Genomic DNA, 23,170 nt, shown 5'->3' on the forward strand with positions numbered 1-23,170 from the left:
GCGCATCTGAGAGTGGTCAAGACCGTTCACAAAGCGGTCTGTCGGCATTGCGATCGGCCATCGATATTTCGAGGATAGGAAAGGCGCAATGGCCGCAACGCTGAATTGGATCATCGTACGCCCGCAGCGTGACGACGATCCGGACCGCTGCACTCGCTCGCCCGGCAGCTCAAGATAAGCCCCGGACTGTCGGGCATACTCTGTCGTCGCAGCGGGGATAACACTCGCGCGACGACAGAGTTCGAGCATTAAGATGGTGCATGATGTGGCTAGTCGAAAATTGATCCATATTGGGCGCTGCCGAATCAACATCGTCGGTTCGCGTCACCAGCTCACGTTCCGGCAGCCGAGACATCCTGGATCCGTATGAGCCTCTCATCGACCATCTACTCCCGCGCCGATAGCACGCGCCGTATAGCGGAGGCGAGGGCGGGAATCGCTTCCAAACGTCCTGAGCGAATCCGCTTCGCAAAGGTTCGCTCACCGGAGGGAAGATGATCGTTCACGCGACGACGCATAAGGTTGTCGCTATGGTGCTCGCCCGAGCCGAGCGCAGGTCGTTCGTTCCGTTGGTCGGGCTGACGGCATTTATCTCCGCGTTGTCGATGAGCGTGCCCGTGGAGTGGCTGGTCGTCGCTGCTTCATTGGCCAACCGACGCAGATGGATGTTGATCGCTTCGATTGCCGCGATGGGAAGCGCGATCGCTTCGCTCGGCCTGTATCTCGCGTTTCACCACTTCGGCTGGAATCTCTTGCTCGCCCGTTTTCCGGACCTCGCAGGCTCGCAAGCCTGGCTACAAGCTACCGATTGGCTATCAAAATACGGTCTAATGGCGATATTCGGACTGATGGCTTTGCCGTTGCCTTTCCCCAAGTTGCCCATGCTTGCGGTAGCGGGGATCTATCGGCTGCCGATCGCGGACGTCTTCGTCGCTATCCTTGTCGGCAAGGTTATCAAATATTTGGTCTACGCGTATTTGGCTACGCGGTTCCCATTGGCGCTGCGCTTTTTCACCGAACACCGCTGGATCGCTGCCAGCCTGACGGCGAGCCGCGAAGGGAGAACGCCGATCGTCTCTCCGTCGGTGCGCGGGGCCGGCAGCGAAAGAAGTGAGGAAGCTAGGATTGGCTGACGAAAAGACTGGAGGCTGGACGCTACAGATTGCCATCTTCATACAGGAGCGCTTCCGGGAGGCGACGACCCTAAGGTTCGGGCTGCCGAAACCGCAGAGAGATCTCCGACTGGACCTGTTTCGGGGTCTCGCGAATTGGTTGATCTTCCTGGGCCACATTCCCGATTCGGTCCTGGCGTGGTTTACGACGCGAAACTACGGCTTCAGCGACGGCGCCGATTTGTTCGTGCTGATCTCCGGCTACACCGCGACGTTCGTGTTCGGGAGGATCATGATGGAGCATGGCTTCGTGATAGGTGCGACCAGGCTCCTTCGTCGGGTGTGGCAGCTCTACGTCGCTCATCTCCTGCTGTTCTTCGTGTATCTGACGTCAGTGCACTATTTCGCGCACAAGTTCGATACGCCGCACTTGATGGACCAGTTCAATGTCAAACTGCTGATGGATTTCCCGGTCGAAACCCTCACGCAAGGCTTTATGCTGAAATTCAAGCCGCTCAACCTGGACGTCTTGCCACTCTATATCGTGCTGATGGCGGCATTCCCGATTGTGCTGTGGTTCATGCTCAGATGGCGCAACGCTGTTATGATCGGTTCGATCGCGCTGTACCTCGCTGCGCGTCACTACGACTGGAATTTTGCGTCTTATCCCTCGGGGGTCTGGTACTTCAACCCGCTCACATGGCAGTTGCTTTTCGTCGCCGGTGCGTGGCTTGCTCTTGGAGGAGCCGCCGCGTGCAGTGCCCTACTTCGGTCGCCCTTCATCCTGGCTCTGAGCGTCGCGTTTCTTCTGTTTGCCCTGATGGTCTCGCTGGCCGAGCGAATCCCGGAACTGCAACGTTACATTCCCGAGGTCGCCGCCGGAATGTTCAGTCCAAACGACAAGACCAATCTTGCTCCCTACCGAGTCGCGCATTTGGCCAGCCTGGTATTCACCGGCATATCGCTGATTCCCGTCGATTGGCCCGGCCTTCAATGGCCCATCCTTCAGCCGCTGATCAGGTGCGGGCAGCAATCTCTGCCCGTGTTCTGCGTAGGGCTGTTCCTGTCCTTCATCGCCCATTTCGTTCTGGACTTCGGTTCGGAAGGCTTGTTGGCCCAGCTCCTGGTCGGAGGCGTGGGCCTGTGGATCCTGACGATGATTGCGTACTATCGAACCTGGTCAAAGCAGGTCGACAAGAGCTTGTCGTCCGGCCAAAGATCGAATTCATCGGGCGGCAATGTCGAATCGTGACGTTCGGTTTGCTTTGAGGTCGGCATGATAACTTCCGAGCGAATCTTCGCCGACCAGACGCAGGGCGCGATCCTGCACGGCCTTCATTGGACCGCATCCGCAATCGAACTGCTTGGAGTGCTGGTAATCGTGGGCGGCGTCGTGACTGCGACGGCGTTTGCGCTTCGCGAAATGGGGCAGGGAGCATTTGTCGATGCATTTCGGTCGTACCGGGCGAACCTTGGTCGAGGCATTTTGCTCGGGTTGGAGTTCCTGATCGCCGCAGATATCATCGGAATGGTCGCGATCGTACCGTCGTTCGATCGACTCGGAATTCTCGCGGTAATCATCGCGATCCGTACGTTCTTAAGCTTCTCCCTTCAGATCGAGATCGAAGGTCGGCTGCCTTGGCAGCGGCGCAAGCCAGCCGCCGATGAGGCGGATGGGGCGGAGCTCTAGGGCGACGATCCGGTGTCGCGGGAGGTTGGTATCCCATACAGGACCTGGAACATGCGCTCCAAAGAGGCGTCCCGATTCGATCGGGCCGTCTGGATCAGCGTGGTGACGAGATCGAAGAGGGTGCGCTCGCTCTTGAGGTAGGGATTGTCGTCTGAAAGGGGCGAGCGGTCGTCACGGATCGCCTTCGCAAGGCTTGGCAGGCCGTAAAGCCAAGGCGAAAAGGACGCCGAAAAGACATATCGACTCATCCGCATCGGGTGAAGCCATTTGGCGGTTTCCGCCAAGAAGGGATTGGAGCTCGCCCGAACGAGAGGGCTGAAGAAGGCGCTATAGATGCTTTCAGTCATCGCGGAGAAGTCCGCGATGCGCGCGAAGGCGGGATCCGGACGAGGAAACTTGAGATCTTCGACCTTCCGGGATTCGAACCGCACTGCAAAAGGTAGATTCGACAGGCTGTCCGAGGGGGCGCGATCCTCGATCTTCATTTCATACAGACCGGGCGCCAGGCCTTCGATGTCCGGAAGGCTGGCGAGAATGGCGCGATGTTCGCGTTGGGCCACTTTGCCGGAGACGAAGATCCCAAGATGACCCACGTGCGGATTCGTCAAATAGACGATACGTTGGCCGGCCTCGATCAAATCCCCAGTCGTCGGGTACACGATGGGAATCCAGCCGAGCGCCTGATGCGGCGGCGTGATGTTGTCGCCGTAGGACGCGAACACGATCAGCGGGTTCCGTATACGGCGCAGATCGGCAACGCAATGCTCGCAGATGCGGAAGCGGCCGCCCTCGAGCTGGTTGCCTATGAAGAGGTTTTCGACGATCGCCAGAATCTCTTCCTTGCTCAGGAAGAAGAAGCTTCCCCACCAGCGTTCGAATTCGAGAAAGCGTTCGCTTTCTCGATCGATATGCGTGAACAGTTGGACGTATTTCTCCCACTGCGCCTCGGGCTTCAGGCTCTCGAAGTTCTGGGCAAGCCACGCGCCGTCGAACCTTCCATCGCTGAGATCGGCAACGAGGTGTGCGAGCCAGGCTCCGCCGTTGAATCCCGCTGCGAGCCGAATCGGATTCACGCCGGCTTCGCCCGACCAATATGAGAGCGGGGAGCCGTTGAGTACCGCGGGGCCGACGAGACCGCTGCAGTCCGCGGAAAGCAGGGTCACCGCCCAACCGGCCTGGCAATTTCCGTACAGTATTGGTGGTTGCCCCGGATGCCGGGTGCTCACCGCCTCGACGAAGCGCCGAAGTGCGTGCAAGACGTCGGCGAGAGTCTGGCCGCGACACGGCTGAGGGAAGAAGGATACGAAATAGACCGGATGGCCCTCCGCCAGCGCGATGCCGACCTCGGAGTCCTGTTTGAATCCGCCGATGCCGGGTCCATGTCCTGCCCTCGGATCCAAGACCACCACAGGCGGTTTCGCCTCCGATCCGGTGTCCACATTCTCATCGAGGATGCGAAGCAGCACGTAGTTGACGGGGCGTTCGAACTGGCGAGCGTCAACGATCGTCTCGAAGCGGAAGTCGAGCAGGGGCGGAGATCCTTGCCGTTCGTGTTCGATCAGGTTGTCCGCTCGTTGCCGAAGCGTGTCCCAGAACAGGATCGAGCGCTCTAGCAGATCTCGAGCGTATGTTTGCAGCGCATCGCCGCCTTCCGGCGAGCGGGCTGGGCGCGTTGGATCGTCGCCGAGCAAGTCTTTGGGTGTTGCGAGCTGCGAGTTGGTGGCGGCGTGCATCGACTGTTCCTGAAATCAGATCGCTTCGAAGGTTCGATGCTAATAGCGAAGTCGCTGTCGCGAGACGAGTGTAATTTTTTGACGGGTCGCGCGTCTATATTAGACAGTGCAGCGTAACACGCGAAGCTATCAACCGCGTTGTTGATCTACCTCAAGATTAGTCGCACTCGAGTTGGTTAGGGAGGCGGTCGACATTTGTCTGACTGAAAGTTGGAGGAGATTATGGTGACTGCGAAAAGGTTCATGGGGACTGCGGCGACGATCATCGTCATGAGTCTTGTTTCGGTTGGGCTGGCGTCGGCCGAAGTCGCTGCGAATGGACGTGAGCGGCTCGCGATGATGGACGACATGAAGATGAAGTCCGATTCGTCGAACCCTTCGAGCATGGGAAACATGTCCCAACCCGGCGCTGCGAGCGGCGGGTCGGCAGACGACAAGATGAAGATGCAGGGGCCAGGTCAGATGCCGGGCCAGCAGCAGGACTCCGGCATGATGCAGATGATGCAGATGATGGAGCGAATGCACAATCGGATGTTGCCGTCCGGCAGCGGCATGGGAGCGGGTGTCTCGGCGAGCGGTCCCATGGACGTCACCGAGCGGCTGGAAGGTCGTATCTCTTTCCTCAAAACCGAGTTGCAGATCAACGACAAGCAATTGGCCGACTGGAATCTGTTGGCCGATGCGTTGCGTTCGAGTCGGCAACACCTGCTGGAGGCGCGAAAGCAGCTTGTCATGGACGACAACATGACGGGGCCCAACCGCATCGTTCGGTATGAGCAGCACCTGAACGAGCGTTTGGAGGCGATCAAATCGGCTCGCACCGCCTTCAGTCGGCTCTACGGATCGCTCAGTGACGGGCAAAAGCAGACGGCGGATTCCATCCTGCTGCCTTTGATCGCGACGTTCTGACGAAGGCATGCTTGAAAAACGACGATCGTATCGATGCCCAAATTTGCCTCCCGACGTAGCGCTGCTTTGCGAGCGGTGATCCTTTGCGCTTCGCTTCTTGCGACGGCCGGGCTGGCGGCGTCGCCCTCACTCCCCGGGTTGGTCCCGGGGGATGCACGCCAACATGGCGAGCCTGCCGAGACACGTTCGGCATGGCGCTTGGCGGAAGGCGGGGATGGTCACTCCGCGCACCACCCGAATAGCTCCGATACGGGAAGCGCCGGTGCGCCTATGGCAAGCCCACCGTCGGGAGGCTCGGCGCCCGCAGCGGTGCCGAGCGAGTCGAATTCTGGCATGATGGGTATGATGGGCGAGATGATGGGACGCCCGCGTAAGGAATTCTATCCGTCGTTGATGGAAATGCCCGCTCTTTCCGCCGAGCGCCGGCGCGAGCTCGAATCTCAGGCTCGCGCGCGGATCGGCGCCGAAATCGATGGCATGGCCAACGCGGAAATGGCGCTGCGGCACGCCCTCGCGTCAGGCAAGGCCATCGAAGCGGATCTTGCTTCGCGCCAAATTCGGGAGGCACTCAACCAGGTGCAGAGCGGCGTGATCGTGTTGCGCTCGCTCGAGGAAGGAAAGTCTCCGCAGCAGATCGCGCAGAACTGGTTCAAGAGCCAGATGAATCTTTCGCAATCGGAGCGCCCTTCCTCCGACGGAGTGCTGGGCGTTTCGTGGTTCCACGTCATCACGATGGGCCTGCTCGCGATCGTCTCGTTCGGCATGCTGGCCGTCTATGCCGTGCGCATGCGTCGGGCCAACGCGCTTGTCGATCGGCTGACTCGGTCGCCGGTCGCCGCATCCGGATCGATGCCGGCACCCGTGATTCCGACGGCTGATGCGCCGAGAGCAAAGGCCACGGTCGCTGCAGCCCCCGCAGCAGGCGCCGCCGCCCGGATCCAGGAGACCATTGCGCCGGCCGCGGCGACTTCAGCCGGCGGCGAGCCAACGAAGGGGAGAGGGCTCTGGAAAGGCAAATTGAAGGTCTGCGCCATCTTCAACGAGACGCCGAGTTCTAGGACCTTTCGGCTCCAGAATCCGCAAGGCGGCGCCATTCCCTTCGAATTCCTGCCGGGCCAGTTTCTGACCTACTCCGCACAGATCGACGCGAAGACCGTCAGACGATCCTACACGATCGCGTCCTCTGCGGCTCAGACGGCCTACGTGGAGACGACAATCAAGCGCGAAGATGGAGGCGTGTTCTCCGAGTACATGCACGACGAAATCAAGGAAGGCGATCTGTTGGACGTGATGGCGCCTTCCGGGGCCTTCACTTTCACCGGCAAGGAGGCAGACAGTGTCGTGCTTATCGGTGGAGGGGTCGGTATTACCCCATTGATGGCAGCGATTAGATATCTCTTCGATATTTCCTGGCCCGGGGAGGTCTATCTGGTCTACGGCGCGCAGACGACCGAGCAGTTCATCTTTCGTGACGAACTGGAGTATCTGCAACGCAGGATGAACAACCTCCACGTTGCCGCCACCATGGCGCGGGCGGCAGGTACGACCTGGATGGGGAGCGAGGGCCAGATCACGGCCGAGTTTCTTGCGCGCTCGGTCCCCGATCTGTCCAAGCGGCGCGTCCATCTATGCGGCCCTCCTGGAATGATGCAGGCACTCAAGAAGACGCTCGTCGAACTTGGCGTACCGCCGGAGCAAGTCAAGTCGGAGGCGTTCGGACCCGCGCTCGGCGCCGTGCCGCCTCCGGGACGGACGGTTATCGAAAGTGGGGAGTCCGAGATCAAGGGCGGGACGCCTTCGATCGGCCCGGCGACGGCCTCCATCCGGTTTGCCAAGTCCGGCAAGGCAGCTCCGTTGCCTCCGGACAAGAGCGTGCTTGAAGTCGCCGAGTCCATCGGCGTCTCGATCGACTATTCCTGCCGTGCGGGCACCTGCGGTATCTGCAAGACCCACCTCATCGAAGGCAGCGTCACGATGGAAGTCCAGGACGCCCTTACCGAGGAGGACAAGGCGGGGGGGATGATACTGGCCTGCCAGGCGAAGTCGGTTGGGAATCTGGTCGTCGAGGCTTGAGATGGGCGGCAGGGAGCGATTGATCGTCGATATCGTCTTCGCGAGCCTCTTGCTGCTGGCTCCGGCGTTTCTTCTCCACTCCGATCCGAGATTTGCGGGAAGCCTGGCCGGCTTCGCTTTGGGAGCATCAGCAGCCGGCTTGATGGTGCTCCTTCTCATCTACCCCCTTGCGAAGTACGTGCGCGGCTTCAAGCCTCTTCTCGGCCGTATCGTCTCCATGCGCACGCTGTTGGAATTTCACGTCTACGCCGGGATAGTCGCGGCCTTCCTCGCGCTCCTCCATACGGGACACAAGTTTCAAAGCCCGCTGGGAATCGCGCTCATCGTCAGCATGCTCGTCGTGGTCGTGACCGGCTTCGTGGGGCGGTACTACCTGCCGCAGACTGCCGCCGAGATCCGCGAACAACAATCCCGCCTCGCTACGCTACGGGCCACCTACGATCGGACCGCGCTTGCCCTTGCGGAGAGTGAGATCGGTGATCCCGGCGTTGCGCCTCCGGCAAGCGCATCGGCTGTGCAGGAGGTCCCGATACTGCAGGTCGTCGAGGGCATTTCGGACATCGAATATTCGATCGGATCCCAGGAGGCCATCAAGAAGGTCTTCATGCAGTGGATCGGTGTTCACGTAATCGCTGCGATCGCGATGTACGCGATGCTGGCGCTGCATATTGCCGGAGAGGTCTACTACGGACTTCGGTGGCTCGCGTGAGCTTCAGAGCTATCGTCTACAGCGTGTGCATCACGCTCGCCGTCGCCGGCGTGGCAGCGGTATCCGCGGCGCTGTACAAAGGCGGGTCGTCGTCCGTTGTGGGGTGGAGGGATGCAGTAGTTCCCGGACCTCTCTCGGAAAAACACGCGTTCCTGGCCGACAAATGCGAAACTTGTCACACGCCGGTGAGGGGCGTCGAGACTTCCGCCTGCATCGCCTGCCATACGACGGCCGCTGCGGACCTGGGAAAGCAGGCGACGGCGTTCCACGCGACGAGCAAAGAGTGCCGAGGGTGTCATCTCGAACATGCGGGTGGCGCCCGTCCGACCAAGATGGATCACGCAATGCTCCTGCGGATCGGCGGCTTTTCCCGAGAGCGCGGCGCTTCGGCGAACTCGATCACCGGTCAGATGATCTCGGACCTTAAGGATTTCCTGAAAGTCCCGAAGTCTGACGAAGCGGAAAAGACCGATCTCGATTGTGCGAGTTGCCATAGCAACCGAGACCCACACCGCGGATTGCTTGGACGCGAATGCGGCGGCTGCCACGCGCTGGCTTCGTGGAGTATTCCGCAGTTTCTCCATCCGTCTCCTACCTCCAAGGAATGTGCGCAATGCCATCAGGCTCCGCCAAGCCATTACATGCATCACTTCGTCATGATGGACCGATCGATCACGGGACAGGAACATGCCAGCGTCGAGCAATGCTTCCTTTGCCACCGCACCGACTCGTTCAACGACATCAAAGGTGTTGGATGGTTCAAGCACCATTGATTCAAGTTGCCCGACGCCTTTCAAGCCGATTCTTGATCTGGATCAACTTTGTGCGGCGTATGTGCCGCTATCATAAAGTTGAGATCATGGCTCCGAGCGCCAGTGTGCCCGACGCCAATGAAGCGATGCCGATTGGGCAGGGGCGACTTTGGTGTCTTTCGTTGCTGCTGATCGTGTCCATGGCTGCGGTCGATGCTCACGCCGGTGTGACCATCTCGGACCGACGCTACTGGCCCAGCGAGGCGCGGACCAGCCCGGGACGATTGATCGACATTCTTCCTCAGCCCTATGTCTACCCTGAAGCCGGTGTCGCAGCGGGGTCCCGGATCACGCCCCGTAAGAAACCGAGGAGGAACCGGTGACTGCGGAACATCACGCTTGGCCGATCGCCGGCAATGACGTTCCGCTATTGGCGCGGTGCGTAATAGGAGCTATATTTCGCGCGTTCGACCGACGGAAATGGGATGATTAGACTAACGAGGCCAGCGCGCAGGTGGTGGGGGTGGTTTGTCGCCATCACGTATCTGCTTGGCTCGCTGACCCCCTCTCTGGCGGTCCCGCTTCCCGCCGATCTCGCCCAACTGTTGGTTCAGCGATCTCAGGTCGCCGATCACGCGCACGATCATCAGCATGGCCATAGCCACCAGCACGGTCATGATCACCAGCATGCCCTCAGCGACCATCAGCATGGTGCGTCCGGACAGCAGCACAGCCATGGTGGTGATAAGGTAGCCAGCCATTCACACCAGGAGGTTGCGCCGGCGTCCGATCCCGTCGATCGCGATTCTGACGACCAGCATGGCAATTGCTGCGGCTCCGTATTGTGTCTTAGCGCGGTCTCTCCTAAATCGCCTTCACTCCTCCAGTTCGCGCCTCTGCAATCCCGGTGCGAACTCAAGCCGGACTCCGTTTGCGCCGGCGAAGCGCTCGGTCCGCTTTATCGGCCGCCAATAGCCTGAAAGCACGCAATTGATGGGCAGTCGCGCTCCTTTTCGGGGCGCGAGTAGTCGTACGTCCGTGCTTATCAGGGGAAATCTATGTTGGCGCAAATGGTGGCGAATGACGCCGCCGCATCGAATGCATTCTCGCGAATGAAATCTAGGCGCGCGATCGCAAAGCGCGCGATTCTGATCGGTCTGCTCTGCCCGCTTCTCGCCGGCTGTGCAGTCACGACGCCCGTCAAAAATCCGGATCCAGCAGACCCGACGGCCAAGGTGGCCCGCGTCGGATATGCACCCACGACCAGGCCCTACGTCAGTCTCCGGCCAGCGGCGCCGGTCGGATGGCGGGAGCAGAACCAGCGCGTGGCACCTGCGCCGAAGAACGAAAAGTAGGGGAAGGCATGCAGCTTGCCACTTCAAACCGTACCTCGCTCATTTCCACATCGAGGCCAGGAATCGTTGCGCTGTCGTTCGCGCTGCTGCTTTCGGGCTGCGCCGCATTCTCTCCGGATGCGGGCATGTCCGGCGTCGCCGACGTCGTGTCCAATACGATCAGGAAGGATGTGATTGCCGTTCGATCCGTCGAAGACGGCGAACGAGCCGATGCCCTGGTGACGCAGCTCCTACGCCGGACCTTGTCGGTGGAGTCCGCGGTCCAGATCGCGTTGCTGAACAATCGGGGCCTCCAGGCCGCCTACAACGAGCTCGCCCTGGCCGAAGCCGACGCGATCGAGCAAAGCCTGCCGCCTAATCCCACCTTTTCCCTTTCCCGCATATCGGGGGACGGCGGATTCGAGTTCGAGCGTCAAGTCGTCGGGGACATCCTCGCGTTGGCGACGCTGCCGTTCCGCTCGGAAATCGCCCGACGACGATTCCATGAAGCGCAACTGCGTGCAGCGTTGGAGACACTGCGTCTGGCTGCCGACGTGAGACGGGCATACTACCAGGCAGCCGGGTCCAGCGAGCTGGCAGCTCTCCTGTCCGACACGAAGACGACGGCCGAGACCATCGCCCAGCTCGCGGAGAAGCTCGGGCAAACCGGTGGTCTGAACAAGTTGGATCAGGCTCGCGAACAGGTCTTCTACGCGGAAATCACCGCCGATCTCGCTACCGCCCGGCAACAAGCCACGTCCGCACGGGAACGGCTGGCACGACTGCTCGGCGTCTGGGGCGGGCAGGTCGATTTCAAGCTCCCCAAGGCTTTGCCTGCACTACCACGTAGCCCGAAGTCGCTCCCGAACATCGAAGTAGAGGCTGTAGGACGTCGCGTCGACCTTCAGATGGCTCGCATCGAACTCGATCTTCTGGCGAAGGCGCTCAATCTGACGGAGGCGACGCGCTTCGTCACGTTGCTCGATCTCGCCGGCATCAGCCGGAAGACCAAGGAGCCCGAAGGAGCGCCGTTCCGACAACGCGGCTTCGATCTTCAGTTGCAGATCCCGATCTTCGATGGCGGCGAGGTGCGCGTCCGCCAGGCCGCCGAAAGTTACAACATCGCCCTCAATCGGCTGACCGAGAAGGCAGTGAACGTGCGTTCCGAAGCGCGAGACGCATACCGGGTCTACCGCTCCACCTACGATATTGCCGGCCACTACCAGCGAGAGGTGGTGCCGTTGCGAAACATCATCTCGGATGAGGCGCAACTGCGTTACGGCAGCATGCAGATCGACGTCTTTGCGTTGCTGGCGGAAGCCAAGCTGCGGATCGCCGCGCAGCGAGCTTCCATAGATGCCCGACGCGACTTCTGGCTGGCCCACTCCGACCTGCAGAGCGTGGTCGACGGCGGAGGCCGTTCCGAAAATCAACCAGAGAGCCGTCCATCGACCAATTCGTTGGCGAGCGGAGGATGAGGAGATGAGCATGATATCGAGACGAAACTTTCTCGGCACCGCAACGGCGCTTGCGAGCGCGAGCATGGTCTCCGGACGCGTGCAGGCGGCGAGCATTCCCGAGGCGCCCACGACAGACAAGGTGACGAGCCAACCGCCACTGTATCCGACGAGCGGACGAGAGTACCGACCCGTCGTGACCCTCAATGGCTGGTCGCTGCCTTGGCGGATGAACGGGGATTGGAAGGAGTTCCACCTGGTCGCCGAGCCTGTCGTTCGTGAATTCGCACCCGGCATGAAGGCTCACCTCTGGGGCTACAACGGCCAGACGCCGGGGCCGACGATCGAGGCCGTCGAAGGCGACAAGGTCCGCATCTTCGTCACGAACAAGCTGCCGGAATACACGACCGTGCATTGGCACGGCATGATCCTGCCGTGCGGCATGGACGGCGTCGGCGGTCTGACACAGCCCCACATCAATCCGGGCAAGACGTTCGTCTACGAGTTCGAGCTCAAGCACAGCGGCACCTTCATGTACCACCCGCACGCGGACGAAATGGTCCAGATGGCGATGGGCATGATGGGAATGTTCGTGGTCCACCCCAAGGACCCACGCTTCCGGCCGGTCGACCGCGACTTCGTCTTCGTCATGAGCAGCTACGACATGGACCCGGGGACCTACGTGCCGAAGGTCACCGAGATGACGAATTTCAACATGTGGTCGTGGAATGCGCGCGTCTTTCCCGGAATCGATCCCTTGCCCGTGAGGCTCGGCGATCGCGTGCGCGTTCGGATCGGCAATCTCACGATGACCAACCATCCGATCCACCTTCACGGGCACAGCTTTTCGGTAAGCGGCACGGACGGGGGCTGGGTTTCGGAGAACGCGCAGTGGCCCGAGACCACGATTGATGTCCCGGTGGGATCGATCCGGGCTTTCGAAGTTCTGGCCGACAACCCCGGCGACTGGGCGTTCCACTGTCACAAGTCGCATCACACGATGAATGCGATGGGGCACGATCTCAGAACTCTCATCGGCGTCTCGAAGAAAGATATCGCGAAAGCGGTGAAGAGGCTCGCCCCGGATTCGATGGCGATGGGGTCGACCGGCATGGCCATGGGCGAAATGGAGATGCCGCTTCCCGACAACACGCTGCCCATGATGACGGGGTCCGGACAGTTCGGCCCGATCGAAATGGGCGGCATGTTCACGGTCGTAAAGATCCGTGAAGGCATGGCGCGCGACGACTACAGCGATCCGGGTCCGTACAAGTTTCCTCAAGGAACGGTTGCCTACGAAATCGAGACGCCGGCTACGGCGCCATCGCGGCAAGACGGCCGACCGGACGGCGGCCATCGGATGCCGATGAAGGGAATGAAGGGATGAGACGCCTGAAGACACCGAGCATGAAACCCCAGCAAGGAAGACAAGCGATGAAGAACTACACCAATGTGATCGCCGCAGTCGCGATGACGATGTCCCTTTCGACCGCAACGTTGGCCGGCCCCGGTCATCACGATGGGCATCAACACGATGAACAATCGTATTCCGCAGGCGAACCTGGCGACCCCAAAAAGCCGGCCCGTATCGTGCCGATCACGATGGGCGAGCCCGGCGGCAAGATGGCTTTCGTGCCGAACAGGGTCGAGGTGAAGAAGGGCGAACAAGTGAAGTTCATGCTGCGGAACAGCGGAGAACTCGACCACGAATTCGTACTCGCGACCCCCGCGGAGAATCTCAAGCACGCCGAAGCGATGAGGAAAAATCCGGACATGGAGCATGACGACCCGAACGCGAAGCGGCTCGCGCCGAAGCTGGTCTGGAAATTCAGCAAGGACGGCGAGTTCGAATTCGCCTGTCTCATTCCGGGTCACCGCGAGGGCAACATGATCGGAAAGATCGTCGTGAAGTAAGTCGGCCATAGCAAGAAGAAGAGGAAGAGTAGGATGTTGAAGTTATCCGTGAGATCCGCACTGTTTGCCGTCGCCATCGCGGTCGCTCCCGTCGCCGCGTTCGCGCAAGCGAACCTCGTCACCGGAGAAGTGAAAAAGGTCGACGAGGGCGCCGGCAAGATCACCCTGAAGCATGGCCCGATAAAGAGCCTGAATATGGACGACGAGGAGATGACCATGGTCTTCCGGGTCTCCGATCCGTCGATGCTCAAGCAGGTCAAGGCCGGCGATAAGGTCCAGTTCGAGGTCGAACGACAGACCGGTGGCATCACGATCACCAAGCTTCAGAAGGCGAAATGACCGCGGCCGTTGGGGCGGATCGGTGAATCGGCCCCGACGGCAACCGCGGTGTGATCAGGCCTGGAGATATCGGCCGGGGACCTGCAACGAAGTTCTCCCCGATGGTGTGGACCATGGGACTGCATGAATTCAGAATTGGGACGGAACGCTCCGAAGGCGAACTTGTACCACGCGTGCCAACGACGCTTGACTGTTGGGCGGCCGAAATCGGTCTCGGCCAGACCGAGGAGTTATCATCCGCGGGACATCTCGCGTCGCGAGGCCTGGCTTCCGTCGTCTTCGACCTTTCGGCTGCAGCCGCCGTGATCGGGATTCCGCTCGCGCTATCTCTTGCGCAAGAGGCGTCTCGTCCATGCGGCGATCACAACGCGGTCGCAGGTGTCGCACCCGGGCGATCGAGATGAAATCGGCGCGCGATAACTTATTGGTCGCTGCGAACCCGCATGGGGTACGGACGCCGGCAACCGCGCGCACTGCGGTTCGGACGGCGATCGTGGACAGCTACGATCGTCTGCGGAATTATCTTCAGAGGCGCTTCAACTCGGTCGCGGATGCGGAGGAGGTGCTGCAGGTGTTCGTCTTGAAGGCGCTCGAGCGGTCCGCCGACGTCAGAGATGCGGAGTCGGTGCGCGGTTGGCTCAGCAAGGTCTTGGCGACAACCATCGCCGATTTTCACCGGCAGACATCGCGACACAAGATCAGAGAGACACCACTCTCCACCGAACTAAGCGATCGACTTGCGGCAGTTACCGAAGTCGAACTGGCGTGCGAATGCCTCTACGCGCACTTGCTATCGCTGAAGTCGGAACATGCCGAGGTCATCCGACGAGTGGATCTTGGCGGCGAGTCGAGGGAGGCGGTGGCGGCCGATCTCGGAATAACGGTGAACAATCTTACGGTGCGCCTTTATCGTGCTCGTCAGGCGTTGAAGGAGCGCCTCGAAAGCAGATGCGTGATCTGCCGTGAAGAAAGCTTTTGGGCGTGTCGCTGCGACCGGCCATAGGTCCCGTGCTGAATCCCGCTCCGCGCCGACCGCAGGACCGCGCTTCGCGCTTTACGTCCATTGCGCGGCGTCCATCGGGAGTTGCTTGCAGGTCGCCCGCGGTGACACGCGGCAGCCCATCACGCTCCTGTCGGAGAGAACGGTGGCATGAGTGCTTCCAAAGGTCTATCGCAAGTGCGGAGCCGTGGTTGACCCGATTCAGGGCCTCCAGCCGCGTTTGCGCCGACGTGAGCCATCCCGCGACGACTGCATGCGTAGAAGTGAAGGTTACAGCACCCGCTGCGCGCCGGGGAGAGCTCGCAAGACTGCCGTCGTGGCCAGGCTGAGCAAAACGGCCAGCACGAACGTGATGAGCGCTTTGGCAATTGCGTCAAGGTCCACGTCGAACAGACCGTACTGAATCCAGAGCACGATCGGGTAGTGCACCAGGAACATGCCATATGCATATGGTCGGATCGAATCCAGCAGAGGCAAGGCGGATCGGTTCAGTCTGAGAAAGTGACCGAGTAAGGCGAACATGATCGCTGCGCTAAAGACGACAAACAGAAAGCCGTAGCTCACCTCATACCAGGCGGGCAGCCACACGGGATTGCCGAGGTGCTCCCGCTTCACGTAAATCAGGACCCACAGCAGGCAATATGTAACGATGGCGGCGAGCGCCCAACTCAAGCGAGATCTCTGGAGCTGCCCATTCGTGCCGAGCAGGCCGCGGTCCAAATTGGCCGCGCCGACGGCGGCACCGAGGAAGAAGTAGCTCGGATAGAGCAAGACGCGACTCGCCTGTACGGAAAGCGGGCCGAACTCAAACCAATGACCGGCGCCGAAGTAGACGCGCAACGGGATATAGGCCGCTCCAGTGATGACCACCAGGATTGCAAAGAACTCATGCGGCCGATCGTAACTGCGTACCGATAGCAGGTTCACCGGGTCCAACAAACGGGGCGCCACTCGGCTGAGGGCGCACGCCACGACATCGCACGCCAATAGCACCCAGAGGAACCAGACCGGTCCGCTTGGCCACGGCCCAACAGTGATCGTTTTTAACCAGAATTCGCCAAAGCTGATATCCGGAGTCTGCCGCAGTTCGAGAGCATAGTAGGCGAGGGGAATGATGGTGAAGACGGCGATTACGAAGGGTAGCCCGAGCCTGACCAAGCGTTGAGACAGAAACTCCGGAGCTGCCTTGTGAGCCAGGCCCGGCCACACGAACAGCCCCGAAAGGAAGAAGAACATAGCCATGAAGAAACTGTCGTTGGCCAGCACGATCGTATCGAAGCCGATCCACTTCTCAGCGTCGGTCCCTCCAAAGTAGGTGTAGGGAATGACGGCGTGATGCAGGAGCACCAGTAGCATCAATAACGCACGGACGCGATCGATCGCAGCGTTGTGCACTGTGACCTGCCGAATGGCACGATTGTTCTCGGGTTCGGCGTGCGACCGCGGGGCTCGGAGAAGCAGGGCGATATCCATCGTGAGGGACGGGCGACGATGACGTGCGTCGACCGGAAACAAATGAGCGCGATAGATAGACGCCGTGCGAGGAAATTTCTTACAGCATTCGACTTCCGTGCGGCCAGTTACTCCGCGGTCGTTGTGCGGATGAGCCGCAGCGCGGCCGAATTCAGGAAACGAGCTTCCTGAGAGCCTTGTCGTTCAGGACTTGGATCCGGCGTCGGCTCAGCGACTTGATCAGGCCTGCGCTTTCCAATTGTCTCATCGTTCGTGAGACCGTCTCGATCGTGAGACCCAGGTGCTCGGCGACGTCCTTGCGTGGCATCGGCAGCGTGATGAATTTCTGTGTCTCGCTGCGGGCCGTCATTCGAACGAGAAACCAGGCGATGCGTTCTTCAGCCGTCTTGTTGAGCAGAAGGGTCTGATCCTGAAGACGGACGAGTTCGTCGTCCTTCACCTGAAGGAGCTGGTGCGTGACGTCCTTTCGACGGCCAGTCAATTTGGCGATCGTGTGTACATTGATGACCCTTATTTGCGTATCGCCGATCGCGTAGGCGGACAGCGAGTGCGCGCTTCCCATCTCAAGGCCGAAATAATCACCTGGCAGGTAGAAGTCTCGAATTTGCCGTCGGCCGCCGTTGGATATCCACACGGTCCTGACGGCGCCGGTCAGCACGCGATAAAGGTAGAGAGCGGGCTGGCCCTGGCCGAATATCTCGGCCCCCCGCTTGTACTGAACGATCTTCCCCATATGCGCGATCGGTTCGTCGCCGGCCGATTTTCTGCTCTTCGAGGAGGAGGGGAGAGAGCAGTCGTCGAAGCAGTGGACGGAACACCGCTCGTCGGCAATCAGGGCTGGCATGAACGTTCTCGCTGAAGAGAGTTTACGGGACGTGCAGGGTCGCGGCGACGAGAGGCGGATCCCGCCAAACTGAGCCTTCATCGCCACATCGAATAGCCACGACTTCGACGGAGCAGGGGACGCCAGCCTACCGGCGGCCCGCTGCTCGGAAGAATCTACAAGGCGAGCTCCTTCCGGGCAGGCAATTGGATGCGGTAGTGAAGCCGAGTTGTCGCGCTAGCTAGTTCTTCTTTGGTCCGATGTGATGCGGCGTCGGAGAGTTCGGGCCACCCGTATAGTGGTGGCTTCCTCCATCGGAAGCGGCCTTCGGGCCCGTGTCCTCTTTGGCCCCCATGTGATGCGGAACCTCGGTCTTGGGTCCACCGGAGTAGTGGTGGCCGTTCTTTTCGTCCGAGGTCGTTGTTTGTGCGACCGCGGGCAGCGTGGCGAAGCCAAGGGCGATGGTGGCGGCGAGTAGTTGACGACGGATCATGAGTCCTTCTCCCGTGTACTTTCAAGTGAAGTGAGATGAAGCTCTTAGACCGCAGATCTCGCGTGAGAATCTTGATTCACATCAAGAAAGAGGATCGATTGTTTGCCTTCGCGCGACGCAAATTTTATCGTGTCCTCAAGCCTTCCGGCGCGGTGAGGCCCTCAGGAAAACGCGTACGGATATGTCGCGACAACGCCCACCGGCGAGACCACGACGTGAAGTTGATGTGGGTCAAGAAGCACAGAACACATCTGACGTATGTTCTCAGATCGTCAGGGGAACAGGCAGATGCTTTCGAGAGACTACGCCGGACATGAACAGCGCGCGCGAGAAGGGATGTCGGTCAAGGCGCGAGCCGGCATAGTGCTGTTCGGATTCCTGATCGTCGCCGGAGCCCTTCTGTTCACCGAGCACCGGGCTCACGTGCTCGGCGTGTTGATCTGGCTGCCACTTCTTGCTTGCCCGTTGATGCATTTTTTCATGCATGGCGGTCATCACCACGATCGACACGGCGCCAATGATGGACCGAGGTCGTCATGAGCGAAGCGACGCCCGCCTACGGCCTATGGAGCCTGGTCATCGTCAACTCGGCGATCTTCATCCTGTTCGCATACACCTTCTTCAAACCACAGACGCCGCAGGACTGGAGTTCGTTCGGCGCCTTCAGCGCGTTCTTGATCGCGCTGTTCGTGGAGATGTACGGCTTTCCGCTTACCATATACTTCCTGTCGGGATGGCTGCAGTCTCGCTTCCCCGACGTGGATTGGTTCTCGCACGACGCCGGCCATCTTCTCGAGATGATGTTCGGCTGGAAAGCCCACCCGCATGCAGGACCATTCCATATCCTGAGTTTTCTCCTGATCGGCGCCGGCTTCCTGCTGATCTCCTCTGCCTGGAAAGTGCTCTACGAAGCGCAGCGGGTCCGTGGCATGGCCACGACCGGCCCCTATGGCTTCGTAAGACACCCGCAATACGTCGGGTTCATTCTTGTGATGCTCGGCTTTCTCGTCCAGTGGCCCACCATTCTCACGCTTGCGATGTTTCCGGTGCTGGCCGCCATGTACGTGAAACTGGCCCGCAGCGAGGAGCGTGCGGTTAGGGCGCAGTTCGGGGAAGGCTACGACAAGTACGCGGCCGAGGTGCCCGGATTCATCCCGCGTATAGGTCGTGTCATCGGGCGGAACTCTTCTGACGGCTACCGACACGGGGGAGTTTGATGGACGCACTGAAGGAAGGGCGCATTCTTGCGCTCGAATGCATCATACGCAGCCAGCTCGTCGATCGCGCGTTGGAAAACAGCAGTCCCGTGACTTGGCTCCACAGGGTCCGGGATTCCATGCGGGGGCCACTTCAAGCCGCGCAAAGCGACCGTATCCCCTCGAACCAAGCGGTAGCGGAAGGAGGCAAGGCGCTGGACGAACTCTTCCGGCAGGCCGAGATAGAGGTAAACGCAAGCCTCGAGAGAACTCCCCGCGAATTTCCCTGCGATTGAAACCCTCCGGCAGAGAGGGGTGACCAGATCCAACGCCGGAACCTGTCGCGGGCGGGGCATAGCGGGGTTTTAAGCGATCGGCGTTCGCGGTCACCTCGGGGCGACGCCGTACAGGTGGGCGACGACACCACCGACACCACCATGATGATGCTCGCCCTTCGTTGCCGCAGCGGCGCGCGGAGGACGCGTCGGGGCTTCTCAACAAAAGGTGATCTGCAAGCAGATTAGAGCAACTCCAATTGAGCGGCCGGTACCCGGACGGTACCAACTTATCCCCATTGATTCATTAGGCATCGTTGTGAAAGCCGGACCGTTGCGTTTCGCATTCTTCGCCGTGGTCGCTTTCGTGCTCTTGGGTGCGGCCAGGGCCGAAACCGGCGACGTCGAGACGACCTGGCGTCTGCTCGACTACATCGCGGTCGACTATGCAGGCGCGGTGGCGCACGGACAGGTGTCCAGCCCTTCGGAATATGCGGAGCAGAAAGAGTTTGCCGCTACAGTTGCCGAAAAGCTGCAGGCGCTCCCGCCGAAGCCCGAGAAGGAGACGCTCCTCGGCGAAGCCGATAGACTGAAGCGCGCGATCGCCGAAAAGGCCGAGCCCGAACAGGTTGCCGAGATCGCGCACCGCTTGGCGGCCGCGCTCCTTGCGGCCTATCCCGTGCCGCTTGCGCCGGCAAAAGCTCCTGATCTCGCGCGCGCTGCGACGCTGTACGTCCAGAACTGTGCAGCCTGCCACGGAGAGGCCGGCGACGGTCACGGCCCGGAGGCCGCCAAGCTGGATACCCCTCCCGTCGACTTCACGGATGCCGACCGTGCCCGTCAGCGCAGCGTGTTCGGACTCTATCAGGTCATTACGCAAGGGCTGGACGGAACGGCGATGGCGAGCTTCGAAGGACTGCCGGTCGATGAGCGCTGGGCGCTGGCGTTCTACGTCGGCCAGTTTGCCTTTCCGGACGCCCCCGCGGTGGAAGGCGAACGCCTCTGGAAGAGGGATGCGTCACTTCATCGGCTTCTTCCTGACCTGAAGACGCTGATCGGAACGATGCCCGCGGCGCTCGCCGCCAAGATCGGGCAGGACAAAGCCGACGCCCTCATCGCGTACCTGCGCCGCCATCCGGCGGCCGTCGCGCAGCAGGATGGGGCGCTATCGCTTGTCCGGACACGCTTGACGGAGAGCGTCGAGGCTGTCCGGGCGGGGGATCGCAAACGCGCTGGCGAGCTCGCATTATCCGCCTATCTGGACGGCTTCGAGCCGATCGAGCCGGCGCTGACCGCAAGCGACCGCACGCTGATGGAGCGGATCGAAGGACTGATGGGGGAGTATCGCGCGGCCGTGCAGAGTGAGACCGCAGACCTGCTCTCGGATCGCGTTCGGGTTCTGGACGGTCTCCTCGACGACGCGCAGGCGGCGTTGTCTCCGGATGCGACGAGCTCGTTGTCGACCTTCCTCGGGGCCGCGACGATCCTGCTGCGCGAGGGTCTCGAAGCGCTCCTCATCGTGGTCGCCATGATCGCCTTTCTCCGCAAAGCCGAACGGATGGAAGTCATGCCGTACGTGCACGCGGGCTGGATCGGCGCGCTCGTCGCAGGCTTCCTCACCTGGGTCGTCGCGACCTGGGTGATCGGGATCAGCGGCGCGAGCCGCGAATTGACCGAAGGGTTCGGGTCGATCTTCGCGGCGGTGGTGCTGCTGTCGGTCGGCATCTGGATGCACGGCAAGGCGCAGGCGGATCAGTGGCAGCGGTATATCCGCGAAAGGATGTCGAAGGCGCTGTCCGGCGGCTCGGCCTGGTTTCTGTTAGTCCTCGCGTTCGTCGTCGTCTATCGGGAGGTGTTCGAGACCATCCTGTTCTACGCCGCGCTCTGGCATCAGGGGAACGGCGGTGCGATCCTCGCTGGCGCGCTCAGCGCCTGCATCGCGCTGATGGTCATCGCATGGGCGATGCTGCGCTACAGCAGGCGGCTCCCGATCAGCAAGTTCTTCACCTACAGCTCCTGGCTCATGGCGGTTCTCACGGTCGTGCTCGCCGGCAAGGGTGTATCCGCGCTGCAGGAGGCCGGCATCATCGGCATCGCGCCGCTGCGCGCAGTACCCCGTCTGTCGATGGTAGGTCTTTTTCCCACCGCGCAGACCGTTGCGGCCCAGATCGCGATGATAGCCGCCCTAGCTGCCGGCTTCGCACTCAACCGCCGCAGGACCTAGGTTGGCTCGAAAATGGGAGCCGGGGAGGCGGATGCCGCTCTGCCGGTGCACCCGTCTGCCACAGCGGACTTCTAGCGATTTGTGGCCGGAGATACCCGAGGCACTGCCCGATGCCCCTGTCGTCGGCGGAAACGGGGGTCCTAGGGTCGGCGGCCATGGGATGGGCCTCTCGGGTTACCGCCTGACCTATTGGCCTGCTCACGACCGGAAACCGCGACGCGTCTTTGAAGAGCTCCTGGGGAACGCAAGACGTCCAGCGTCTTCGTCGATATGCCGAACCGCTGGTAGGAGACCGCGAGATCGCCCTTGAATACGCGCCCGCCGCGCAGCGCCGCGTACAGCTTGCGCTCCACGCGGGACTCGAGATCCGCCCTGGCGGTCAGGACCGGCAGAGTTCCTAATAAAGAAAAGTAGCTTTCTTTTATTTAGTGCTAGAAGCTAGTTAAGATTGCTTTATTAGGGCCTTAGCGATGGCCTTAAAGTAGCAGATCCGCCGCTACTCCCCGGACTAATTAGAGAACTCCGAGGATAGGATTCAGAAAACTGGATCCGATCGAAATTAGGTATTTTAATACCTCCTCCAAACGGCGCTGACTCCGGATGCGACGAGCTCGTTGTAGACCTTCCTCGGGGCAGCCGCGACGATCCTGCTGCGCGAGAGCCGGGGGGCGGATGCCGCCCTGCCGGTCCACCCGTCTGCCCCAGCGGGCTTATAGCGATTTGTGGCTGGAGATACCGAGGCGCTGCCCGATGCCCCTGTCGTCGGCGGAAACGGGGGTCCCAGGGGCGGCAGCCATGGGATGGGCCTCTCGGGTCACCCCCCTAACCTATTGGCCTGCTCACGACCGGACATCCGCGACGCGTCTTTGAAGAGCCCATGGGGAACGCAAGACGGCTTAGCTTCACATAGCTCCGGAAGGGCCGACCGGATGTCAAATCCAGCCGACGCGAGTGTTGCGTCCGTCGGCGTTGCGTCGAGTCGCGGTCTTGCCGCCGCTTGCCAATTGTAAAGGCCTTATCCGGCAGTCCCGAGGCTTGGTCGGCTCGCTGCCCCTGCGGCGAGTGACACGTCCAAGCGACTCGCCGACCCCACGCTGTCAACGCATCTTTAGATGCCTACGACGATCTTTTGCGCCATTTTCATCCGCGTTTGAAATCTCCAACTAGGGGGAGGGACGGCCGTGTCCCCAGTAGCATGCAGACGTACGACAAACGGCAGGCCTTCAAGAAAGAGCTCTCGCAATGTTAGCAATAGTCGTTTGCGTATGGCATCCCGCAACCGATGAACTTCTGTTCGAGGGCGCGAGCGCCAGCTTGAGCATCCAAGCGGTCCGCAAAGTCGTTGGCCCAAGCTTCCCGGAGGATCCGGAACCGATGACCGCCTATCCGGTGACCGAGCGGCAGGGGCGCTCGCTGCTGCGCATGATGCGGAAGAAATTCAGCGGCGAAGGCGACTTTCAGGTTTCCCGCGAACCTCTCACCGCCGCCGTTTCCAACGGACGCCATTAGCCGCTGGACGGCGGCGGGTCGTTGTTGGGACGGGGGTCGTCGATCGGGAAAGATGTCTGGGCGCTCAACGGACAGCCGACTTCGGCGCCTTCCAGACCTCTTGATCGCGAATTTGACAGTTCTCGTTGACCTTCGCGGCGCTTCGATCGCCGGGT

23 protein-coding genes are annotated in these 23,170 nt (G+C 60.9%); 18 read left to right on the forward strand and 5 right to left on the reverse strand.

Going from position 1 to position 23,170, the window contains the following annotated elements; translation table 11 throughout:
- Positions 1-494 precede the first annotated feature (494 nt).
- The 3 genes from ACVW1C_RS40360 to ACVW1C_RS40370 all read left to right on the forward strand — a co-directional run bounded on the left by ACVW1C_RS40360 (position 495) and on the right by ACVW1C_RS40370 (position 2,802).
- Entirely contained in the window at positions 495-1,133 is a 639-nt protein-coding gene (locus ACVW1C_RS40360) for a YqaA family protein (protein WP_049819832.1), read from the forward strand.
- A complete protein-coding gene (locus ACVW1C_RS40365; protein WP_456763310.1) occupies positions 1,126-2,364 on the forward strand; it encodes an OpgC domain-containing protein in 1,239 nt (412 codons plus the stop codon). Before ACVW1C_RS40360 ends, ACVW1C_RS40365 begins: the two co-directional genes overlap by 8 nt.
- Positions 2,365-2,493: 129 nt before the next feature.
- Positions 2,494-2,802 carry a DUF1622 domain-containing protein gene (locus ACVW1C_RS40370; protein ID WP_319335132.1) on the forward strand — a complete coding sequence of 103 codons (309 nt, stop codon included), beginning with the start codon at positions 2,494-2,496 and terminating at the stop codon, positions 2,800-2,802.
- Here the strand turns inward: ACVW1C_RS40370 and ACVW1C_RS40375 are convergent.
- Entirely contained in the window at positions 2,799-4,535 is a 1,737-nt protein-coding gene (locus ACVW1C_RS40375) for a DUF3141 domain-containing protein (protein ID WP_456763311.1), read from the reverse strand. The genes ACVW1C_RS40370 and ACVW1C_RS40375 overlap by 4 nt on opposite strands.
- A gap of 222 nt (positions 4,536-4,757) precedes the next feature.
- On the opposite strand from ACVW1C_RS40375, the gene ACVW1C_RS40380 reads away from it, so the two are divergent.
- The 5 genes from ACVW1C_RS40380 to ACVW1C_RS40400 all read left to right on the forward strand — a co-directional run bounded on the left by ACVW1C_RS40380 (position 4,758) and on the right by ACVW1C_RS40400 (position 9,361).
- Positions 4,758-5,444 carry a Spy/CpxP family protein refolding chaperone gene (locus tag ACVW1C_RS40380; RefSeq protein ID WP_028132997.1) on the forward strand — a complete coding sequence of 229 codons (687 nt, stop codon included), beginning with the start codon at positions 4,758-4,760 and terminating at the stop codon, positions 5,442-5,444.
- A 345-nt stretch (positions 5,445-5,789) separates the two neighbouring features.
- Positions 5,790-7,517, forward strand: coding sequence for an FAD-binding oxidoreductase (locus ACVW1C_RS40385; protein WP_454652788.1), 1,728 nt, complete (start codon positions 5,790-5,792; stop codon positions 7,515-7,517).
- A 1-nt stretch (position 7,518) separates the two neighbouring features.
- Complete coding sequence (locus ACVW1C_RS40390) at positions 7,519-8,226, forward strand: iron reductase (protein ID WP_028132995.1); 708 nt, start codon at positions 7,519-7,521, stop codon at positions 8,224-8,226.
- Positions 8,223-8,999, forward strand: coding sequence for a cytochrome c3 family protein (locus ACVW1C_RS40395; RefSeq protein WP_028132994.1), 777 nt, complete (start codon positions 8,223-8,225; stop codon positions 8,997-8,999). The genes ACVW1C_RS40390 and ACVW1C_RS40395 overlap by 4 nt, the downstream gene beginning before the upstream one ends.
- Positions 9,000-9,031: 32 nt before the next feature.
- A complete protein-coding gene (locus ACVW1C_RS40400) occupies positions 9,032-9,361 on the forward strand; it encodes a hypothetical protein (protein WP_028132993.1) in 330 nt (109 codons plus the stop codon).
- A 111-nt stretch (positions 9,362-9,472) separates the two neighbouring features.
- Here the strand turns inward: ACVW1C_RS40400 and ACVW1C_RS40405 are convergent, their stop codons facing one another.
- Positions 9,473-9,739 carry a hypothetical protein gene (locus ACVW1C_RS40405; RefSeq protein WP_250173577.1) on the reverse strand — a complete coding sequence of 89 codons (267 nt, stop codon included), beginning with the start codon at positions 9,737-9,739 and terminating at the stop codon, positions 9,473-9,475.
- A 602-nt stretch (positions 9,740-10,341) separates the two neighbouring features.
- On the opposite strand from ACVW1C_RS40405, the gene ACVW1C_RS40410 reads away from it, so the two are divergent.
- The 5 genes from ACVW1C_RS40410 to ACVW1C_RS40430 all read left to right on the forward strand — a co-directional run bounded on the left by ACVW1C_RS40410 (position 10,342) and on the right by ACVW1C_RS40430 (position 15,025).
- Positions 10,342-11,790, forward strand: a complete 1,449-nt coding sequence (locus ACVW1C_RS40410) for a TolC family protein (protein WP_028132990.1) — start codon at positions 10,342-10,344, stop codon at positions 11,788-11,790.
- Between the two features lie 10 nt (positions 11,791-11,800).
- A complete protein-coding gene (locus ACVW1C_RS40415) occupies positions 11,801-13,156 on the forward strand; it encodes a multicopper oxidase family protein (protein ID WP_028132989.1) in 1,356 nt (451 codons plus the stop codon).
- Positions 13,157-13,203: 47 nt separating this feature from the next.
- Complete coding sequence (locus ACVW1C_RS40420; protein ID WP_028132988.1) at positions 13,204-13,683, forward strand: cupredoxin domain-containing protein; 480 nt, start codon at positions 13,204-13,206, stop codon at positions 13,681-13,683.
- A 33-nt stretch (positions 13,684-13,716) separates the two neighbouring features.
- The gene (locus ACVW1C_RS40425; protein WP_028132987.1) at positions 13,717-14,022 is read left to right on the forward strand and encodes a copper-binding protein; all 306 of its coding nucleotides are present in this window, start codon (positions 13,717-13,719) and stop codon (positions 14,020-14,022) included.
- Between the two features lie 493 nt (positions 14,023-14,515).
- The gene (locus ACVW1C_RS40430; protein ID WP_245269293.1) at positions 14,516-15,025 is read left to right on the forward strand and encodes an RNA polymerase sigma factor; all 510 of its coding nucleotides are present in this window, start codon (positions 14,516-14,518) and stop codon (positions 15,023-15,025) included.
- Between the two features lie 267 nt (positions 15,026-15,292).
- Here ACVW1C_RS40430 and ACVW1C_RS40435 read toward each other — a convergent pair whose 3' ends face one another.
- The 3 genes from ACVW1C_RS40435 to ACVW1C_RS40445 form a co-directional block, all read right to left on the reverse strand.
- Positions 15,293-16,495, reverse strand: a complete 1,203-nt coding sequence (locus tag ACVW1C_RS40435) for an acyltransferase family protein (protein ID WP_080672071.1) — start codon at positions 16,493-16,495, stop codon at positions 15,293-15,295.
- A gap of 151 nt (positions 16,496-16,646) precedes the next feature.
- The gene (locus ACVW1C_RS40440; protein ID WP_319335139.1) at positions 16,647-17,339 is read right to left on the reverse strand and encodes a helix-turn-helix domain-containing protein; all 693 of its coding nucleotides are present in this window, start codon (positions 17,337-17,339) and stop codon (positions 16,647-16,649) included.
- Positions 17,340-17,559: 220 nt separating this feature from the next.
- The gene (locus ACVW1C_RS40445; protein WP_080672070.1) at positions 17,560-17,811 is read right to left on the reverse strand and encodes a hypothetical protein; all 252 of its coding nucleotides are present in this window, start codon (positions 17,809-17,811) and stop codon (positions 17,560-17,562) included.
- 336 nt (positions 17,812-18,147) lie between these two features.
- Between ACVW1C_RS40445 and ACVW1C_RS40450 the strand changes: the two genes are divergently transcribed.
- The 5 genes from ACVW1C_RS40450 (at position 18,148) to ACVW1C_RS40470 (ending at position 23,015) form a co-directional block, all read left to right on the forward strand.
- Positions 18,148-18,351, forward strand: coding sequence for a DUF2933 domain-containing protein (locus ACVW1C_RS40450; protein ID WP_409907716.1), 204 nt, complete (start codon positions 18,148-18,150; stop codon positions 18,349-18,351).
- Complete coding sequence (locus tag ACVW1C_RS40455) at positions 18,348-19,028, forward strand: methyltransferase family protein (RefSeq protein ID WP_028132982.1); 681 nt, start codon at positions 18,348-18,350, stop codon at positions 19,026-19,028. Before ACVW1C_RS40450 ends, ACVW1C_RS40455 begins: the two co-directional genes overlap by 4 nt.
- Positions 19,028-19,303 (forward strand): hypothetical protein, encoded by a 276-nt coding sequence (locus ACVW1C_RS40460; protein ID WP_028132981.1) that lies wholly within the window; start codon positions 19,028-19,030, stop codon positions 19,301-19,303. The genes ACVW1C_RS40455 and ACVW1C_RS40460 overlap by 1 nt, the downstream gene beginning before the upstream one ends.
- A gap of 313 nt (positions 19,304-19,616) precedes the next feature.
- Complete coding sequence (locus tag ACVW1C_RS40465) at positions 19,617-21,506, forward strand: cytochrome c/FTR1 family iron permease (protein WP_028132980.1); 1,890 nt, start codon at positions 19,617-19,619, stop codon at positions 21,504-21,506.
- A 1,374-nt stretch (positions 21,507-22,880) separates the two neighbouring features.
- A complete protein-coding gene (locus tag ACVW1C_RS40470; RefSeq protein WP_283805916.1) occupies positions 22,881-23,015 on the forward strand; it encodes a hypothetical protein in 135 nt (44 codons plus the stop codon).
- Positions 23,016-23,170: the final 155 nt, after the last annotated feature.

Source organism: Bradyrhizobium sp. USDA 4011, assembly GCF_054063415.1.

What these genes read in the sequence shown, in the direction of transcription:
- ACVW1C_RS40360 (WP_049819832.1), top strand. Translation starts at nt 495, where the DNA reads ATGATCGTTCACGCGACGACGCATAAGGTTGTCGCTATGGTGCTCGCC.
- ACVW1C_RS40375 (WP_456763311.1), bottom strand. Translation starts at nt 4,535, where the DNA reads ATGCACGCCGCCACCAACTCGCAGCTCGCAACACCCAAAGACTTGCTC.
- ACVW1C_RS40380 (WP_028132997.1), top strand. Translation starts at nt 4,758, where the DNA reads ATGGTGACTGCGAAAAGGTTCATGGGGACTGCGGCGACGATCATCGTC.
- ACVW1C_RS40385 (WP_454652788.1), top strand. Translation starts at nt 5,790, where the DNA reads ATGGGCGAGATGATGGGACGCCCGCGTAAGGAATTCTATCCGTCGTTG.
- ACVW1C_RS40390 (WP_028132995.1), top strand. Translation starts at nt 7,519, where the DNA reads ATGGGCGGCAGGGAGCGATTGATCGTCGATATCGTCTTCGCGAGCCTC.
- ACVW1C_RS40405 (WP_250173577.1), bottom strand. Translation starts at nt 9,739, where the DNA reads ATGGCTGGCTACCTTATCACCACCATGGCTGTGCTGCTGTCCGGACGC.
- ACVW1C_RS40410 (WP_028132990.1), top strand. Translation starts at nt 10,342, where the DNA reads ATGCAGCTTGCCACTTCAAACCGTACCTCGCTCATTTCCACATCGAGG.
- ACVW1C_RS40415 (WP_028132989.1), top strand. Translation starts at nt 11,801, where the DNA reads ATGATATCGAGACGAAACTTTCTCGGCACCGCAACGGCGCTTGCGAGC.
- ACVW1C_RS40420 (WP_028132988.1), top strand. Translation starts at nt 13,204, where the DNA reads ATGAAGAACTACACCAATGTGATCGCCGCAGTCGCGATGACGATGTCC.
- ACVW1C_RS40425 (WP_028132987.1), top strand. Translation starts at nt 13,717, where the DNA reads ATGTTGAAGTTATCCGTGAGATCCGCACTGTTTGCCGTCGCCATCGCG.
- ACVW1C_RS40435 (WP_080672071.1), bottom strand. Translation starts at nt 16,495, where the DNA reads ATGGATATCGCCCTGCTTCTCCGAGCCCCGCGGTCGCACGCCGAACCC.
- ACVW1C_RS40440 (WP_319335139.1), bottom strand. Translation starts at nt 17,339, where the DNA reads ATGCCAGCCCTGATTGCCGACGAGCGGTGTTCCGTCCACTGCTTCGAC.
- ACVW1C_RS40445 (WP_080672070.1), bottom strand. Translation starts at nt 17,811, where the DNA reads ATGATCCGTCGTCAACTACTCGCCGCCACCATCGCCCTTGGCTTCGCC.
- ACVW1C_RS40450 (WP_409907716.1), top strand. Translation starts at nt 18,148, where the DNA reads ATGTCGGTCAAGGCGCGAGCCGGCATAGTGCTGTTCGGATTCCTGATC.
- ACVW1C_RS40455 (WP_028132982.1), top strand. Translation starts at nt 18,348, where the DNA reads ATGAGCGAAGCGACGCCCGCCTACGGCCTATGGAGCCTGGTCATCGTC.
- ACVW1C_RS40460 (WP_028132981.1), top strand. Translation starts at nt 19,028, where the DNA reads ATGGACGCACTGAAGGAAGGGCGCATTCTTGCGCTCGAATGCATCATA.
- ACVW1C_RS40470 (WP_283805916.1), top strand. Translation starts at nt 22,881, where the DNA reads ATGACCGCCTATCCGGTGACCGAGCGGCAGGGGCGCTCGCTGCTGCGC.